Here is a 16450-nt window from a genome sequence, read left to right on the forward strand (position 1 = left end):
TCGGAGCTTGTAATGTGGGTCACGTGACTTATCTTCGCTATCCCCATGTCCATGCCGATCTCATCACCTTCACCGCCGACGACGATGTCTGGCTCGTGGAATCCGCCGGCGGTCGCGCCTGGCGGCTGACCTCTGACCGTGTGCCCGTGCGATCGCCGCGGATCTCCCCCGACGGTGCGCACGTCGCATTCGTGTCCTTCCGGACGGGTCAGCCCGAGCTCATGGTCGCCGAGGTGGACACCGGGGCTCTGCGCCGGCTCACCTGGCTCGGTTCGACGACCATGACGATGCTCGGGTGGCATGACAGCGCCCATGTCCTCGTCGCCGCAAACGCCGGAGAGTTCGAGGTCCGCAACCATGTGGTGAAGGCCGTGGGACTCGACGGCGGTGTCGAACGCCTCGAGTTCGGTCGCGCCTCCGGACTGGCCCGCCACCATTCGGGAGTCACCGCTCTGTCGACGCCGTTCTCCCGTCCGCCCGCGCACTGGAAGCGCTATCGAGGCGGCACCGCGCCGAGGCTGTGGCTCGACCGAGTCGGCGGCACGAACGCCTCGGGCATCCCCGATGGCTCGGGTGCCCGGTGGCAGCGGCTGCTGCGCGAGGATGAGGCCTCGCTGACCGACCCGCTGTGGGTCGGCGATTCCCTCGTCTTCACCTCGGATCGCGCCGCGACGTTCCCTCATCATGCCCAGGAGCAGGCGAACCTGTGGATCATCGACGGCTTGGCCACGGCCGCCTCGGCGAGCGGATCCGGCTCCGGTGCCGGCACCGGCTCGGGCGATGCGTCGATCGAACCCCGCCAGCTCACCGATCAGGGGGAGGCCGAGGGCTATGTCCGCGATGCCACGACCGATGGCACCCGCATCGTGTGGCACAGCCGCGGTGAGATCAAGATCCTCGACAGCCTCGACGCGCAGGTGCGCACACTGTCCGTGACCCTGCCGGGCACCCAGGTGCAGCCGCTCAGTCTCGACCCGAAGACCGGGATCAACAGCATCAGCCCTGATCAACAGGGCAATGCTTCGGTGCTCGAGTGGCGGGGGAAGACGTTCTGGCTGGCTCATCGGGAGGGCCCGGCGCGGGCGCTGTGCGCGGATTCCTCGATCCGCACCCGCGAACCCCTCGTCCTCGGCACGACCGGTCAGGCCGCGTACATCACCGATGTCGAAGGGGAGGACGCGATCGAGGTCGCGTCCCTGACCGGGGAGAAGCCGCCTCGGCGGATCGGGGCCGGAGCCCTGGGGCGGGTCCTTCACCTGCGGACGGATCCGGCGGGGAAGATGCTCGCGACGATCTCCCACGACGGGTCGATCCGGCTGATCGAGGTCGGCAACGGGCGCACCCGACTGGTTGGACATTCCGGACACGGTGAGGCACGCAGCCCGCGGTTCTCCCCCGACGGGAAGTACCTCGTGTGGTCGCAGCCGACGCAGGGCGAGGAGCTGCTCGCGCAGCTGATGATCGTCGAGGTGAAGTCCGACCGGCCCGCGCAGCCGCTGACGACAGGCAAGTTCAACGACTTCTCGCCGACGTTCACCGGTGACGGGAAGTTCGTCGCCTTCCTCTCCGACCGCACCTTCGACCCCTCGTACAACCAGCATTCCTTCGACCTGTCCTTCAACGGCGTCACCCGCCCCTGGCTGCTGCCGCTGACCGCCGAGGAGCCGGCCCCGTTCGGGCCGAGCGCCGGCGGCTGGGCGATCAGCGAGACCGAGGAGTCGAAGCCCGATCGTGCCAAGGCGGAGAAGCCGGCAGTCACCGCCGAGGTCGAACTCGACGGCGCCGAGGAGCGGATCCTGCCGTTCCCCGTCGCCTCGGGAGTCTTCCGCGACCTCGAGGCCGCCGACGGCGGTGTGCTGTGGATGCGCAAGGGCGATGCCGAGGGCGGTGAGCTCGGCTCCCAGCGAGCCGGCGCCGCCGATGACAAGCCCGCCGAGGTGGTCCAGCACTTCGACTTCGCCAAGCGCAAGGTCACCACCGTCGTGGACAAGGCTGACGACTATGAGGTCTCCGGTGACGGCAAGCTCATCGTCGTCCGCTCCGAGGGCGAGATCAGCGTGGTCCCGGCGACTCGGAAGGTCGAGGCTGACGATGACGAGAAAGTCTCCGTCGACGTGACCCGGCTGCGGTTCGAACTCGACCGGCGCGCCGAGTGGCTGCAGATGTTCGAAGAGAACGCGCGGATCATGCGCGACCACTACTGGCGTGAGGATATGAACGGGGTGAACTGGGAGTCCGTGACCCTGCGCTGGCGAGCCGTGGCGGCGAAAGCACTCACCCACGACGACCTCGTCGACATCCTGTGGGAGACCGTGGGCGAGCTCAACACCTCGCACGCCTATGTCTCCGGGCCGAATGGGCTGGGCGATGAGTCGAAGAAGCTCGGCTTCCTCGGCGCGGATCTGGAGAAGACCGCCGAGGGGTGGACGATCACTCGCATCCTTCCCGGTGAGAGCAGTGAGCCGGATGCGAGGTCGCCGCTGCGGCAGGCCGGAGTCGGCGCGCAGCCCGGCGATGTCATCGTCGCTGTCAACGGTCAGCCCGTCGACGAGGCGGCCGGGCCCGCCGCACATCTGCAGGGGGCCGCGGACACGATCGTCGAGCTCACTCTGCGCCGCGGCCGCCGCAAGGACCGCACCGTCGCCGTCATCCCCTTGGCCGGCGAGGAGGTCCTGCGCTATCAGGACTGGGTGCGCTCTCGGAGGGAGTACGTGGCGGAGAAGTCTCAGGGCCGCATCGGCTACGTCCACATTCCCGATATGACCTCCTACGGCTGGGCGCAGCTGCACCGCGACCTGCGACAGTCGATGGGCTGCGAAGGCGTCATCGCCGACGTCCGGTTCAACCGGGGCGGGCACACGAGTGCGCTCGTGGCCGAACGTTTCGCCGACAGGGTCGTGGCATGGAACCAGGCGCGCAGCTACGACGTCATGGGGCGGGACCCCGAGGACGCACCGCGCGGGCCCGTGGTGTTCCTGGCCAACGAGTTCTCCGGCTCCGACGGTGACATCATCAACGCACGCGTGCAGGCCAAGGGCATCGGCCCGGTCATCGGCGTGCGCACATGGGGCGGCGTCGTCGGCATCGACGGACGCTACGAGCTCGTCGACGGCACCGGAGTGACCCAGCCGCGCTACGCCTTCTGGATCGAGGGCAAGGGCTGGAGCGTGGAGAACTACGGCGTCGAACCCGATATCGAGGTCGAGCACGATCCCGGCCAGCTCTTCGCCGACGACGATCCGCAGCTCGATCGCGCCATCGCCGAGGTCTTCGCCGGCCTGGAAGCCCATCCCGCCGCCCAGGCTCCCGAGTTCCCGCCCCCGCGCGTGCAGCCCCTGAAGAAGGACGCGTCTCCCACCGCCCACCCCGAGGAGTGACGCCCCGGCCGCCTCAACCGAGGCGCCGACCCCGAGGAGTAATGCCCCGGCAGAGGAGTAGTGCCTGGCCCCTCACTCAGGTGGGCTCAGGTGGTCAGGCCGCGCCCCGGCAGGCCCCGCCCGCGCCGCAGCAAGCCTCCTCCGCGTCGCCACTCGCGCAGTAACCACATTTGGGACTATTCATCAGTTCGCGTACTGATGGATAGTCCCAAATGTGTGAAAAGGCGGACGAAACCTATGTGCGGGTGTACCAACTGCAATGAAAGCCGGCGGCGATGTGGTCACCGGGGACGACACCCCGGACAGCCGGCAGGCTGAACACCGCGGACAGCCCGGCAGGCTGAACACCCGATCAAAACTCAGGCAAAGCGGTCGGGCTCTGAACCCCGGGGCACCGGACACGCTGCTTCAGTCGTCGACGGGCACGAGCGCCCAGATGCCGAAGGACAGCAGCACGAAGCCGGGAATGATGCCGCTGAGGACCGGGATGAAGTCGAGAGCACCGGCGAAGAAGACGATGAATCCGGCGATCCCGCAGGCGGTGACGACCGTGGCGAGAACGTGGAAGCGCCCGAGCTTGAACACAGAGCCGAGCGCGTAGAAGTGCGTGCCCACGACGAACGCCACCCAGGCGATGCCGAGTTCGGGATGGCCGATTCCCGAGAGCAGGCGCGTGCCTGCGAAGAGCGCGAGGGCCTCGATGGCCACGATGACCCAGTAACTGCGGCCGAAGGGGTGTGCTCCGCGCACCGCGCTGTCTGTCGCGGTTTCAGAGACTGAGCCGTCTGCGGCGGGCGCTCGTGTGTCTGCGGTGGGAGTCTGTGCATCTGCGGCGAGCGCCCGGCCGCGCCCCATGCGCCGCAGGCTGCGCATCGCAATGAAGACGATGACCGCGAAGACGGCGATTCCCACAACGAGCACGCCTATCCGGCCCACGGTCGAGAACTGACTGCTGTTGACGATGAGGAAGACGAGGCCGAAGGCGCCGCCGATGAGTGACCCGATCTCTGCTCCTGCAGCAGGCTGGGGTCGGTGGTCCGCCATCTGATTCGTCATCATTTCATCCTGAGTGTTTGTCCTGCACTGAGCCTCAGCGGGCGGATGTTCCCTGTCGGCACAGGTTCGCGTGGGCCACTCTGCCAAGATGTTCTGTCGTTTCGATCTATTCTTACACCGCTTTCACACACTTGGGACTATTCATCAGTTCGCATACTGATGAATAGTCCCAAATGTGTGAACGAGCGGACGAAACCTATGTGCGGGTGTACCAAATGCAATGAAAGCCGGCGACGACGTGGCTCTGCGGCCGGCCGAGCACCGATTGCACGGGAGTCGTAGACTCGAAGAAAGCGAGCGAAAGGAGCATCCGTCGATGTCCGAGAAGAAGGGCTCCGCTCAGAGCAGCACACCGACAGTCCGGGTCCGACGCATCTACGACGAAGTGCAGAAGTCCGATGGGACCCGCGTCCTCGTCGACCGGGTCTGGCCACGCGGAGTGAGCAAGGACAAGGCCGAACTCGACGAGTGGATCAAAGACGTCGCGCCCTCGACCGAACTGCGCAAATGGTATTCCCATGATCCCGAGAAGTTCGATGAGTTCGCGCGCCGCTTTCGGAAGGAACTCGACGAGGACGAGGCCGCCGAGGCCCTCGATTCTCTGCGCGATCTGGCGAAGAAGGGCACACTCACGCTCCTGACCGCGGCGAAGCGCGATGACATCAGCCAAGCGACGGTGCTGGCCGAGATCCTCAACGGCGGCAAACAGACGAGCGGTAAGCAGACGAATAGCAAGCAGACCAGCAGCAAACAGACCAGCGACAAGAAGAAGACGAGCAGCAGCTCGAACGACGGCAAGGACGGACAATGAGCGAGATCACCCCCGACACCCGTGACTGGGCCGACGTCCTCACCGACGGCTGCCCCGACTGCGGCTTCTCCGGGCGTGAGGATCCGACCACGGCCCCCACCACCGTCACCGAGGCGGCCGCCACCTGGCAGACGGTCCTGACCAGGGATGACGCCACCATCCGACGCACCCCCGCCCGATGGTCGGATCTCGAGTACGCCGCCCATATGCGCGACATCTTCGAGGTCTTCGACCGTCGCACCGAGCTCATGCTCACCGAGGTCGACCCGACCTTGGACAACTTCGACGGAGACGCGGTCGCCCTCGCCTCCGATTACGAGCATCAGAACCCCGCCGAGGTGGCCCCTGCCCTCCGTACGGCAGCCGAGTCCTACGCCGCCCGCCTGTCCCAGGTGCGCGGGGACGAATGGGATCGCCGGGGATTCCGCTCCGACGGGCGCGAGTTCACCGTCGCCTCACTCACGCTCTACGGACTCCACGAAGTCCGGCACCATCTCGGCGACGTCGGGGCCTGAACGATTCTGTCGCGGTCCGAGCAATCCCTCGGGCCCGCAATCCATCGGGCCCGAACAGCTCATCCGGTGCGGCCGACCGATTTATTGGATACATCTGTCCAAAATACTTTAGGCTCGGCCTGTGGGCAGGAAGAAGAGCTTCGACGAACAGGCAGTCATCACCGCCGCCATCGCCGTCTTCAGCGAACACGGCTACGTCGGAACCGATGTCGGCCTCGTCTGCGAGCGGGCGAACATCGGCCGGTCGAGCTTCTACAACACCTTCGACAGCCTCGACGCCGTCTTCCTCCGCGCGCTGGAGGACTACACATCCAGCGGCATCCCCATCCGTGAAGCCCTGCTCGATTCGCACCGGCCGGCGCCGGTGCTGCTCATGGAACGCCTCGGCGGGGAACTGACGATCCAATGTGCGGATCAGAAGAAGATCGGGTGTCTGTCGGCGAATACCGCCGCCGAGCTCGGGCGTGAGGTCGATGCCGTGAGCACGATCCTCGATGCCGACCGCGAGGCCTGGATCGACACCTATGCCGCTCTCATCGCACGCGGGCAGGCGGCCGGGGACCTCCTCGGTGACATCGATGCCGCAGTCCACGCCCGCCTCGTCTTCAGCGTCCTGGCCGGATTGCGCATCGCCGCACGCATCATGCCAGCAAGCGAAGTCCTCGACCAGACTCGCGCCTTCGTCGCGGGTCTGTGCACCCCGGCGGGCAGAGCCACCCTCGACACCACCGGCCCGCGTCCGGGTACACCCGGTCCGGGTACACCTGATTCGGACACACCCGGTTCGGGCGCATCGACGAAAGGCATCCCCTCCGCATGAGCACGAGCACCCCGGCCCTCGAGCGCAGGCCTCGTGTCCCTGCTCAGGTCTATCTGCTGGCCGCCGTCATCTTCTGCCTCGGCACCAGCGAGTTCATGATCGCCGGGATCCTCGAACCCCTGAGCGCTGACCTGGGCGTGTCCATTCCGCAGGCGGGCCTGCTCATCACTGGCTTCGCCGTGGGGATGATCGTCGGTGCGCCGGCCATGACCCTGCTGACCCTCACCCTGCCGCGACGGGCGACGATGATCATCACGATCGTCGGCTTCGCCGCTCTCCACATTCTGGCCGCACTGTCGCCGGACTACGGGCTGCTCATGGCGACCCGAGTCCTCTCGGCTTTCGCGTGCGGCGGATTCTGGGCGGTCGCGGCCGTCCACACCACACGCATCTCACCGGCCGCGGTGCAGGGTCGGGCTCTGGCCAACCTGGTCGGCGGACTCACCGTGGCCAACCTCGTGGGCGTGCCCATGGGCACCTGGATCGGCACGCAGTTCGGCTGGCGCGCGACCTTCTGGGCCGTCGCCCTCGTCACTGCCCTGGCCGCGGTTCTCATCACGTTCACGATCCGACCGGACGCCACCGTCCGACCGGACACTGATTCGCACGACACAGACGCTGAGCCGAGCGGCGACGCACCGCACACCGCTGAGGCGAAACCGGGTCTGCGCACCCTCCTGCGGGCGGAGCTGGCCGCTTTCAAGGGACCACGCATCTGGCTGGCTCTGAGTACGACTGCGCTGTTCCAAGCCTCTGTGTTCGCCTCGTTCTCCTACTTCTCTCCGCTGCTCACCCGCGTGGCCGGACTCTCACCGGAACTCGTTCCCGCTGTACTCGCGGCCTTCGGCATCGGCGCCTTCGTCGGTGTCGTGGTGGGCGGTCGCCTGGCCGACCGCAACGTCTTCGGCAATATCATCGGCAGCCTCGCAGCCCTGGCGATCAGCCTCGGCGCCCTGTGGCTGTGCGCGGAGAACGGGGTGCTCGCGATCATCATGATCGTCCTCATCGGCGCCAGCGGGTTCTCCATCGCCGGAGCACTCAATACCCGTGTCTTCCAGATCGCCACCGACGCACCGACCCTGGCCGCGAGCGTGAACACCTCGGCGTTCAATGTCGGCAACGCGCTCGGCCCGGCTCTGGGCGGGTGGGTCATCGCCGCAGGTCTGGGCTTCAGGGCCCCGATCATCGTAGCGATCGGTCTCGCGCTGGCGGCCCTCATCATCGTGGCCGTGGCGATCAGGGTCGAAACCCGGGTCTTACCGAAGGACCGCAGCGTCCTCAGGCCCAGGCGAGTCGACAGTCGGTCGGCGGCGAGCTCTGCATCCCGCTGTCCGCCACGTCAGATGTCCGATCAGACCCGCTGACCTGCCTGCGCATGATCTCCGAGCCGCTGTAGCCAACGGATGAGCAGCTGAGTCTCGGCAGATCCGAGCACCTCGGCGTGGGAGGCAGCGTATTCGATGACCGAGTGGGCGAACTTCACATCCGCGGCCCCTGACTGCGAGGTCCCGGTGATCGCGGCGAACACACCGTCACGCACCGCTGCCGACAGCTGTTGATCGGGAACGGCCGCGATGATGAGGCGCAGGGTCACACCGATATTGGCAGCGAGGATATGGGCAGCTGCCTGCTCCGAATCGACGACGAGACGCCCCTGAGCCTCTGCCTCCGCTGTCAACGAGCCCAGGATCTCGCTCGCCCGCGACTGCTCTGCCGGTGCATAGCCTGGACGGACCTTGCCATACATGAGCGTGTAGAACCCGGGATTGTGCAATCCGAACTCGACATGGGCATCCCACCCCGTGCGCAGATCTTGAATCGGATCCCCACTCGACTCCATCGCCATCTTCTCTCCCAGGTACATGTCGAACCCGCGCTCGATCACAGCATCGATGAGTCCTTGTTTGCTGCCGAAGAAGTGGTAGAGAGTCGGCATCTTGACACCGACGGCATCGCACACTGCGCGCAGCGAGAAGTCCTCTCCGGGAGAGGCGGCAATGAGATCGGCCGCTGCATTGAGCAGCCGGGTTCGTGTATCGATGGTCGGGATCTCTGTCATATCGCTATATTATCGTGTACTATCGCTATAGCACTGTATATCAACGATATAGCGAGGTTGAGAATGACCGCCACTACACTGACGAACAAGAACATCCTCATCGCCGGAGGAGGGAAAAACCTCGGTGGCCTCATCGCACGACAAGCCGCGGGGGCCGGGGCGAATGTCGCCATCCACTACAACTCGGACTCGTCTCGACCCGAGGCCGAGGACACCCTGGCCGCAGTCGAAACCCACGGGGTCAGGGGAACGCTGATCAGCGGCGACCTCACTCACCCCGAGGTCGTTACGGCACTCTTCGAAGACGCCGAGGCCGCCCTGGGAAGAATCGACATCGCCGTCAACACCGCCGGCAAGGTGCTGCGCAAGCCGATCCTCGACACGAGCGAGGACGAGTACGATGCGATGTTCGACATCAACTCCAAGGCGGCCTACTTCTTCATCAAGGAGGCAGGCAGGCATCTCAACGACGACGGTCAGATCATCACCATCGTCACCGCTCTCCTGGCCGCATTCACCGACGGATACTCCACCTATGCCGGCGGAAAGAGCCCCGTCGAGCACTTCACTCGAGCTGCGGCGAAGGAATTCGGCGAGCGCGGAATCTCCGTCACCGCCATCGCCCCAGGGCCGATGGACACTCCGTTCTTCTATGGGCAAGAGACCCCGGAGCGCGTCGAATTCCACAAATCCCAGGGCCTGAGCAATAGACTCACCCAGATCGAGGACATCGCTCCGATCGTGCGATTCCTCGCGACCGAGGGCCGATGGATCACCGGTCAGACCATCTTCGCCAACGGCGGATACACCACCCGCTGACGAAGACCTCCGCAACAGACGGAGACCCATACAACAGACAGATCCCTCACTCGAACAGGATTCACCATGGAAAATCTGCAGATCCCGGATACCATCGCCAGGTTCATCGACATCGTCAATGCCCACGATGAGAACGGTTTCCTCGACGCCTTCGCCCCGGCGAGCACCGTCGATGACTGGGGCCGGGAATTCACCGGCCGCGAGGCCATCAAGACCTGGAGCGACACGGAGTTCATCGGCGCAGATGGCATCCTCACACCGGAGGAGGTGTCGACTGCAGGCGACCGTGTCACCGTGATCGGCGACTGGCGGTCGACCCACGCCAACGGACGATCCTCTTTCGCGTTCGATCTGGTCGGAGACCGAATCGCGAAGATGACGATCAGAGAGGGCTGAGCGGACATGCCTGCAGCCCGCCGGCCCTCACTCAAGTGAGCCGGCAGGCAGCAACCGCTCGCGCGTATCCTTCCACGGCTTGTCCCAGGACATGTCCTCAGGAAGCAGGGCCCGGCCGCAGGCGCTGCACACTTCGCCCCGAACGGTCTCGTTGCCGCAGGTCTCGTGGATGAGTGCCATGTGTCCGCCGCCGTCCGGGAGCTCCGTGTGCTTCTCAGCCCAGAGCGCCAGCTGCTGGAGAATCGGCAGAAGGTCGGCGGCGGCCTCGGTGGCCGCGTAGCCCTGCCGGATGCGCGCGCCGTCGGCGTAGTCGACCTTCGTCAGCAGTCCGGCATCGAGCATCGCCCGCAGCCGTCGGCTGAGCACGGCTTCGGAGATCCCGAGGTTGTCGCGCAACTCGTCGAAGCGTCCGCGTCCGTGGAGAACATCGCGGACGATGAGCAGCACCCACGGGTCGCCAAGCACATCGAGCGACCTCCTGACCGGGCAGAGTTCCTGGGACCAGTCCGAGCGGAGCGCCATCACATCTTACTTTCTTCAGAGAAGTCTGTCTATACTTCCTCCAGTATAACTTCTTCGAAGAAAGTTCGAGGGTCCGATGCCGACCACCCCCGAAAACCAGCCCACCGGCGACGCCCAGTCTCGTCAGCGCGGGCCCGACGCCCGTCGCCGTATCCATCCCGCGTGGCTGGTTGCGGCTGTCGCCTTCATCGCTCTGCTCGCCGCCGCCGGATTCCGTGCGGCCCCCGGTGCACTCATGGTCCCACTCCACGCAGACTTCGGGTGGTCGATGAGCAGTATGTCCCTAGCCGTAAGCGTCAATCTGCTGCTCTACGGGCTCACCGCCCCCTTCGCCGCAGCACTCATGGACCGCTTCGGCATCCGCCAGGTCGTGGCGGCAGCATTGACGTTCGTCGCCCTCGGCGCCGGAGGCAGCGTACTCATGACTGCGTCCTGGCAGCTGCTCATCTTCTGGGGAGTGCTCATCGGCCTGGGTACCGGTTCGATGGCCCTCGTCTTCGCCGCGACCATCGCCGATCGCTGGTTTCTCGCCCGTCGCGGACTCGTCATGGGCATCCTCACGGCCGGATCGGCAACAGGCCAGCTGATCTTCCTGCCCCCGGTCGCCGCGATCGCCGAGTCCACCGGCTGGCGGCCGGCCTCGCTGCTCATCGGCATCGCGGCGCTGGCTGCGGTACCGCTGGTATGGTTCGTCCTTCGCGATCACCCGTCTGACCTGGGAGTCCTGCCCTATGGAGCGATCGAGGACGACGACCGCTCTGGTGCTGCCACTGACAAATCCGTCTCGTCCGTCCCCACCAAGCGAAGCGACACCGGAGCCACCCGCCGCGCCTTCGAGGGCCTATTCCTCGCCGCTCGTCACCGGTCTTTCTGGGCCCTCGCCATCGCCTTCGCAATCTGCGGAGCGACGACGAACGGCCTCATCGGCATCCACTTCATCCCCTCGGCCCACGACCACGGGATGCCGGCATCGACTGCGGCCGGTCTGCTCGCCGTCGTCGGGATCTTCGACATCGCCGGCACTGTGTTCTCCGGTTGGCTGACCGACAAGTTCGATCCTAGGATCCTCCTCGTCGCCTACTACACCTTCCGTGGAGTCGGCCTGCTACTCCTGCCGTGGCTGCTGTCGGACACCATCCACCCGAGCATGGTGCTCTTCATCGTCGTCTACGGCCTCGACTGGGTCGCGACGGTCCCGCCGACGGCCACCCTGTGCCGAGAGATTTTCGGCGAGTCCGGCACCATCATCTTCGGCTGGGTCTTCGCAGCCCACCAGATCGGGGCCGCCGGTGCAGCGTTTGCCGCCGGAGTCGTCCGTGATGTCTTCGGTGAGTACACCTACGCCTGGTGGGGCGGAGCAGCCATGTGCGTGATCGCTGCGGTCCTGTCCTTCGCGGTCAAACGACGTCTCATCGACGATCGCCCGGAGCTCACCCCCGCCGAGGCGGGGCACTAGTCCCCGCTCAAGCCCAGCTCACCCGTCCTCGCCCCGCGAGGCGGGTTCTCCTCGCCCAGCTAACTCGCAATTCAGCTCTTCGCTTCGGGCTCCCAGAGTTCGATCCGATTCCTTTCGGGGTCGGTCACCCAGCCGAAGCGATCGATTCCGTCCATCTGCCGGGTCTGTGCAGCCATCTCGGCATCGGCGTTGCGCAGCTGTGCGATCAACGAGTTGAGGTCTGCGACGCGGAAGTTGAGCATCGTCTGCTGCCACAGTCCGTGCTCACCGAAGCCCAGTCCGAGCACATCTCGGTACCAGTCCGTCATGGCCTCGGGGTCGTCCGCGCGGAGGAATCATCCGCCGATTCCGGTCACTTCCTCCATGCGCCGTCTTCGTCTCAGAGATGGACACGAGTGTCGCGGAATGTCGGGAGACTGTAGTTTGTTACAGGGCACAGATCGTCAATCCGTGAAAGGACGTTCCATGAGCAAGTTCGCTGTCACCAATGCCAACACCGGCGAGGTCGAGGAGGAGTTCGCCTCCGTACCCGTCGAAGAGATTCCCAACTACATCGATCGTGCTCATGAGGCACACCTGTCCTGGAAGGAGACGCCGCTCTACGATCGCGCGGCGATCCTGCGCAAGTTCGCCGATCTCGTCGATGAGAACGCCGATGAGATGACCGACATCATCGGTCGCGAGATGGGCAAGGTCAAGAAGCAGGGCCTCGGCGAAGTCGACAAGGTCGCCCGCACCGCCCGCTGGATGGCCGACAACGCCGCCACGAACCTGGCAACCACGCACTTGGCCGCCGCAGGAGCGGCGAGCAGCTATGTCGAGCACCAGCCCCTGGGCGTGCTCCTGGGCATCATGCCGTGGAACTTCCCGTACAACCAGATCGCCCGCTTCGTGCTCCCGAACCTCATGGTCGGCAACTCGATCATCATGAAGCAGGCGTCGATCTGCCCGAAGTCCTCGCAGTACTTCGAGGATCTCCTCACCGAGGCGGGGCTGCCCAAGGGTGTCTACCAGAACATCTACCTCGACTCCTCCCACGCCGAGGAGGTCCTCAAGGACTTCCGCGTCAAGGGCTTCTCGCTCACCGGTTCCGAAGGTGCCGGTGCTTCCGTGGCCGCGATCGCCGCGAAGTACTACAAGCGCGCCGTGCTCGAGCTCGGCGGCAATGACCCGGCTGTCGTCCTCGACTCGAAGGACGTGGCGTCCGTGGCGCAGAAGCTCGTCGGGCTGCGCCTGGCGAACGCCGGACAGGTCTGCACCTCGCCCAAGCGCATGATCGTCGTCGATGAGCTCTACGACGAGTTCGTCGCAGAGGCTGTCAAGGCCGTCGAAGCAATGAAGATCTCCGACTTCGACGACCCCGAAGTCGGCATGGGCCCCGTGTCCTCCGAAGGCGCGCGCGACGAGATCGTCGAGACGATCGACAAGGCCGTCGCCGACGGTGCGACCCTGCTCACCGGCGGGAAGAAGCTCGACCGTCCGGGCTGGTTCATGTCTCCGGCCGTGATCACCGACATCGACCCGAAGTCGGACCTCGGCTGCAATGAGCTCTTCGGACCGGCCGTGATGATCTACCGGGCCAAGGACGAAGAGGATGCTCTGCGTCTGGCCAATGACACCGAGTACGGTCTCATGTCCTCGGTGTGGACCGATGACCTCGAGAAGGGTCAGGAGTTCGGCAAGAAGATCAACGCTGGCATGACGCTCATCAACGCCCACATGGAGTCGGGTCCCGAATACCCGTTCGGCGGCATCAACCGCTCCGGCTACGGCCGCGAGAACGCTCAGTGGGCGTTCCAGGCCTTCACCAACGAGCACCTCATCCGCGTGCACAACTGATCAGCTGCACACGTGATCGGCTGACCGACTGAGGTCTGCGCCCTCCGCGCAGGATCTCCGTCACCGAGGTGGCCGGACGGGCCCGATCGACCGCGAAATCTCCGCGGTCGATCGGGCCTTCGTCGTCTCCTCGGTCCGTCGATCACTCGGCCGGGTGATCACTTTCGTACGGCAGATGACGTTGCGTTTGTATAACGCTTCTCCAGCGGTCGCGGTGACGGTGGGCCACCTCGGCGGGAATTTGCCCCACCCCAACGACGTATGGGCCTGTGACCTGCGACGATACTCGTGACTGCCCTTGCCTCCACCACCCTTTCTCCACTGTCCGCCGAAGCCCCAGGGACGTGATCGGAACGGTGCCGCATGTGCGATGTGAGCTGCACCGCTTTGACTCTCCTGTGCCCCCGGCATACTGTGAAAATTCTGAAAGACCAATGGATGTTCTTTGAATGTGAGGCAGATGTGAAATTGAGAAAGCGACTCTTCTCCGGAATTGCGATCGCGGCATCACTGGCCCTGACCGCCGGACTCTCGGCCTGTTCCTCCGGCGGCGACGACGAGGATGCGCCGCTCGAGGACACGTACACCTACGCCACAGACACCTCGTTCGTGCCCTTCGAATTCAAGAAGGGCGGCGAATACGTCGGCTTCGACATCGACCTCATCACGGCTGTCGCCGATGAAGCCGGGTTCGAACTCAAACAGGAAGTGACGAACTTCGACGGCATCATCCCCGGTCTCCAGACCGGATCCTTCGACCTCGCCGTGGCCGGCATCAGCATCACCGACGAACGCAAGCAGACGATCGACTTCTCCGACCCGTACTACAAGTCCGGTCTCATCCTCGGTGTGCCCACCGACAATGACGACATCAAGAGCATCGACGACCTCGACGGCAAGACCGTGGCCACCCGCCTCGGATCGACGAGTGCCGCCTACATCGACGAGAACATCGACGGCGCCGAGGCGAAGACCTACGAACAGCTCGACCAGGCCTACCTCGCGGTCGAGTCCGGCAGTGCCGACGCGGTCCTCTACGATCAGCCCAACGTCGCCTACTACATCCGCACCGAAGGTGAGGACAAGCTCAAGATGGTCGGCGACCTGCTCGAAGCGCAGGACTACGGCATCGCGATCTCCAAGGACAACCCGAACCTCGTCAAGGCCGTCGACGAAGCCTTGGCCACCATCAAGGAGAACGGGAAGTACGCGGAGATGTACAAGGAATGGTTCGGCGAAGAACCACCGGCCGAAGACTGACATCCCAGTTGTGAGAGCACAGCGGACTGCGGGCAGGGGAGCCATCCCGTGCCCGCAGTCCTGTGGAAGGAAGATATGTCCCGCTTAGCCCAATTCAACTGGGTCGGAGTCATCGACTACATCCCGGCACTGCTGCAGGGTCTGTACTACACGCTGCTCGTCTCCGTCGTCGGACTCATCATCGGCTTCATCCTCGGTGCGATCTTCGGCCTCGGCCGCATCTCCCGCAGCAGGATCGTCTACAGCCTCTCGACCGTCTACATCGAGGTCCTGCGCGGGACCCCCGTGCTTGTGCAGGCGATCTGGATCTACTTCGCCCTGCCGCTCATCATCGGCTTCAACATTCCCTCACTGACCGCCGGCATCGTCGTCATCGGCCTGAACTCCGGAGCCTATATCGCCGAGATCGTCCGCGGCGCGGTGCAGTCGGTGGAGAAGGGGCAGATGGAGGCCGGACGGTCTCTCGGGCTCTCCCAGCACCTGACGATGCGCTATGTCATCTGGCCGCAGGCGTTCAAGCGGATGATCCCACCGCTGGGCAACCAGTTCATCATCAGCATCAAGGACACCTCGCTGCTGTCGGTCATCCTCGTTCCCGAACTCATCTTCCAGGGCCGCCTCGTCGCGTCCAACCACTTCAACGCCGTCGAGATCTATACGACGGTCGCGATCTTCTACCTGGTCATCACGCTGACTCTGTCGAAGGTCCTCAATGTCATGGAGAAGAGGCTGACTCACTGATGATCATCCGCGTATCCGATCTGCACAAATCCTTCGGTGACAACGAAGTGCTCAAGGGCATCGACTGCGAGGTCGAGCCGCAGGAAGTCGTCTGCGTCATCGGGCCCAGCGGTTCCGGCAAGTCGACGTTCCTGCGCTGCCTCAACATGCTCGAGGAGATCACGAGCGGTGAGGTCGTCATCGACGGCAAGAGCCTCACTGACAAGAACACGAACATCAATGAGGTGCGCACGGAGATCGGCATGGTCTTCCAGCAGTTCAACCTCTTCCCGCACATGAGCGTGCTCGAGAACATCTCCTTGGCACCCCGGAAGGTGCGCAGCCTCAGTCAGCAGGCTGTGCGGGACAGGGCGCTGAAGCTGTTGGACAAGGTCGGCCTCGGTGACAAGGCCGAGGCCTATCCCGCACAGCTCTCCGGCGGTCAGCAGCAGCGCGTGGCCATCGCGCGGGCCCTGGCGATGGAACCGAAGATGATGCTCTTCGATGAGCCCACGAGTGCGCTCGACCCCGAACTCGTCGGCGAAGTGCTCGCTGTGATGAAGCAGCTCGCCGAGGAGGGGATGACCATGGTCGTCGTCACCCACGAGATGGGCTTCGCCAGTGAGGTCGCCGACAGAGTGCTGTTCATGGACGCAGGCGCCATCGTCGAGGAGGGGACACCGCAGCAGATCTTCAAGGCCCCGACGTCCGAGCGCACAAAGTCCTTCCTCAACAAGGTGCTGTGAGAACCCTCGACACGGTGCTGTGGGAACGTCCCGGCAGATGATGGGAGCAAGGTA

General features: G+C 64.8%; 16 protein-coding genes. 12 read left to right on the forward strand and 4 right to left on the reverse strand.

Translation table 11 applies throughout. The annotated features are described in order from the left end of the window. Positions 1-23 precede the first annotated feature (23 nt). Positions 24-3377: a S41 family peptidase gene (locus ACQE2J_RS00665; protein ID WP_426936882.1), complete on the forward strand. Its 3354-nt coding sequence runs from the start codon at positions 24-26 to the stop codon at positions 3375-3377. A 408-nt stretch (positions 3378-3785) separates the two neighbouring features. Here ACQE2J_RS00665 and ACQE2J_RS00670 read toward each other — a convergent pair whose 3' ends face one another. Continuing rightward, on the reverse strand, positions 3786-4436 hold the full coding sequence (locus ACQE2J_RS00670) for a hypothetical protein (RefSeq protein WP_426936883.1): 651 nt from the start codon (positions 4434-4436) through the stop codon (positions 3786-3788). A gap of 313 nt (positions 4437-4749) precedes the next feature. Between ACQE2J_RS00670 and ACQE2J_RS00675 the strand changes: the two genes are divergently transcribed. The 4 genes from ACQE2J_RS00675 to ACQE2J_RS00690 all read left to right on the forward strand — a co-directional run bounded on the left by ACQE2J_RS00675 (position 4750) and on the right by ACQE2J_RS00690 (position 7943). Continuing rightward, positions 4750-5244, forward strand: coding sequence for a DUF488 domain-containing protein (locus tag ACQE2J_RS00675; protein ID WP_426936884.1), 495 nt, complete (start codon positions 4750-4752; stop codon positions 5242-5244). Further along, positions 5241-5759 carry a DinB family protein gene (locus ACQE2J_RS00680; RefSeq protein ID WP_426936885.1) on the forward strand — a complete coding sequence of 173 codons (519 nt, stop codon included), beginning with the start codon at positions 5241-5243 and terminating at the stop codon, positions 5757-5759. The genes ACQE2J_RS00675 and ACQE2J_RS00680 overlap by 4 nt, the downstream gene beginning before the upstream one ends. A gap of 121 nt (positions 5760-5880) precedes the next feature. After that, positions 5881-6579, forward strand: coding sequence for a TetR/AcrR family transcriptional regulator (locus ACQE2J_RS00685; RefSeq protein ID WP_426936886.1), 699 nt, complete (start codon positions 5881-5883; stop codon positions 6577-6579). After that, entirely contained in the window at positions 6576-7943 is a 1368-nt protein-coding gene (locus ACQE2J_RS00690; protein ID WP_425119111.1) for a Cmx/CmrA family chloramphenicol efflux MFS transporter, read from the forward strand. Before ACQE2J_RS00685 ends, ACQE2J_RS00690 begins: the two co-directional genes overlap by 4 nt. Here ACQE2J_RS00690 and ACQE2J_RS00695 read toward each other — a convergent pair. Next, positions 7931-8638 carry a TetR/AcrR family transcriptional regulator gene (locus tag ACQE2J_RS00695; RefSeq protein ID WP_425119110.1) on the reverse strand — a complete coding sequence of 236 codons (708 nt, stop codon included), beginning with the start codon at positions 8636-8638 and terminating at the stop codon, positions 7931-7933. The two genes, ACQE2J_RS00690 and ACQE2J_RS00695, sit on opposite strands and share 13 nt — an antisense overlap. Before the next feature lie 63 nt (positions 8639-8701). On the opposite strand from ACQE2J_RS00695, the gene ACQE2J_RS00700 reads away from it, so the two are divergent. Beyond that, a complete protein-coding gene (locus tag ACQE2J_RS00700) occupies positions 8702-9457 on the forward strand; it encodes an SDR family oxidoreductase (RefSeq protein ID WP_426936887.1) in 756 nt (251 codons plus the stop codon). 66 nt (positions 9458-9523) lie between these two features. Further along, the gene (locus ACQE2J_RS00705; protein WP_426936888.1) at positions 9524-9853 is read left to right on the forward strand and encodes a nuclear transport factor 2 family protein; all 330 of its coding nucleotides are present in this window, start codon (positions 9524-9526) and stop codon (positions 9851-9853) included. A gap of 27 nt (positions 9854-9880) precedes the next feature. On the opposite strand, the gene ACQE2J_RS00710 is transcribed toward ACQE2J_RS00705, so the two are convergent. Further along, positions 9881-10375 (reverse strand): winged helix-turn-helix transcriptional regulator, encoded by a 495-nt coding sequence (locus ACQE2J_RS00710; RefSeq protein WP_426936889.1) that lies wholly within the window; start codon positions 10373-10375, stop codon positions 9881-9883. 76 nt (positions 10376-10451) lie between these two features. On the opposite strand from ACQE2J_RS00710, the gene ACQE2J_RS00715 reads away from it, so the two are divergent. Further along, complete coding sequence (locus ACQE2J_RS00715) at positions 10452-11831, forward strand: MFS transporter (RefSeq protein WP_426936890.1); 1380 nt, start codon at positions 10452-10454, stop codon at positions 11829-11831. A gap of 71 nt (positions 11832-11902) precedes the next feature. Here ACQE2J_RS00715 and ACQE2J_RS00720 read toward each other — a convergent pair whose 3' ends face one another. Beyond that, entirely contained in the window at positions 11903-12139 is a 237-nt protein-coding gene (locus ACQE2J_RS00720; RefSeq protein WP_426936891.1) for a VOC family protein, read from the reverse strand. 157 nt (positions 12140-12296) lie between these two features. Here ACQE2J_RS00720 and ACQE2J_RS00725 point away from each other — a divergent pair, with 157 nt between their 5' ends. From ACQE2J_RS00725 to ACQE2J_RS00740, 4 genes are all read left to right on the forward strand, one after another. Next, entirely contained in the window at positions 12297-13670 is a 1374-nt protein-coding gene (locus ACQE2J_RS00725) for an aldehyde dehydrogenase family protein (protein ID WP_426936892.1), read from the forward strand. Between the two features lie 462 nt (positions 13671-14132). Beyond that, positions 14133-14930 (forward strand): transporter substrate-binding domain-containing protein, encoded by a 798-nt coding sequence (locus ACQE2J_RS00730; RefSeq protein ID WP_425119102.1) that lies wholly within the window; start codon positions 14133-14135, stop codon positions 14928-14930. 75 nt (positions 14931-15005) lie between these two features. Next, positions 15006-15671 carry an amino acid ABC transporter permease gene (locus ACQE2J_RS00735; protein WP_135537694.1) on the forward strand — a complete coding sequence of 222 codons (666 nt, stop codon included), beginning with the start codon at positions 15006-15008 and terminating at the stop codon, positions 15669-15671. Next, a complete protein-coding gene (locus tag ACQE2J_RS00740) occupies positions 15671-16396 on the forward strand; it encodes an amino acid ABC transporter ATP-binding protein (RefSeq protein ID WP_276606420.1) in 726 nt (241 codons plus the stop codon). Before ACQE2J_RS00735 ends, ACQE2J_RS00740 begins: the two co-directional genes overlap by 1 nt. Positions 16397-16450: the final 54 nt, after the last annotated feature.

Origin of the sequence: Brevibacterium sp. LE-L, assembly GCF_050214925.1 — a bacterium.
GTDB lineage: Bacteria > Actinomycetota > Actinomycetes > Actinomycetales > Brevibacteriaceae > Brevibacterium.

Coding starts and splice junctions, on each gene's coding strand:
- ACQE2J_RS00680 (WP_426936885.1), top strand. CDS start 5,241: ATGAGCGAGATCACCCCCGACACCCGTGACTGGGCCGACGTCCTCACC.
- ACQE2J_RS00715 (WP_426936890.1), top strand. CDS start 10,452: ATGCCGACCACCCCCGAAAACCAGCCCACCGGCGACGCCCAGTCTCGT.
- ACQE2J_RS00740 (WP_276606420.1), top strand. CDS start 15,671: ATGATCATCCGCGTATCCGATCTGCACAAATCCTTCGGTGACAACGAA.
- ACQE2J_RS00690 (WP_425119111.1), top strand. CDS start 6,576: ATGAGCACGAGCACCCCGGCCCTCGAGCGCAGGCCTCGTGTCCCTGCT.
- ACQE2J_RS00695 (WP_425119110.1), bottom strand. CDS start 8,638: ATGACAGAGATCCCGACCATCGATACACGAACCCGGCTGCTCAATGCA.
- ACQE2J_RS00735 (WP_135537694.1), top strand. CDS start 15,006: ATGTCCCGCTTAGCCCAATTCAACTGGGTCGGAGTCATCGACTACATC.
- ACQE2J_RS00670 (WP_426936883.1), bottom strand. CDS start 4,436: ATGATGACGAATCAGATGGCGGACCACCGACCCCAGCCTGCTGCAGGA.
- ACQE2J_RS00725 (WP_426936892.1), top strand. CDS start 12,297: ATGAGCAAGTTCGCTGTCACCAATGCCAACACCGGCGAGGTCGAGGAG.
- ACQE2J_RS00705 (WP_426936888.1), top strand. CDS start 9,524: ATGGAAAATCTGCAGATCCCGGATACCATCGCCAGGTTCATCGACATC.
- ACQE2J_RS00710 (WP_426936889.1), bottom strand. CDS start 10,375: ATGGCGCTCCGCTCGGACTGGTCCCAGGAACTCTGCCCGGTCAGGAGG.
- ACQE2J_RS00675 (WP_426936884.1), top strand. CDS start 4,750: ATGTCCGAGAAGAAGGGCTCCGCTCAGAGCAGCACACCGACAGTCCGG.
- ACQE2J_RS00720 (WP_426936891.1), bottom strand. CDS start 12,139: ATGACGGACTGGTACCGAGATGTGCTCGGACTGGGCTTCGGTGAGCAC.
- ACQE2J_RS00700 (WP_426936887.1), top strand. CDS start 8,702: ATGACCGCCACTACACTGACGAACAAGAACATCCTCATCGCCGGAGGA.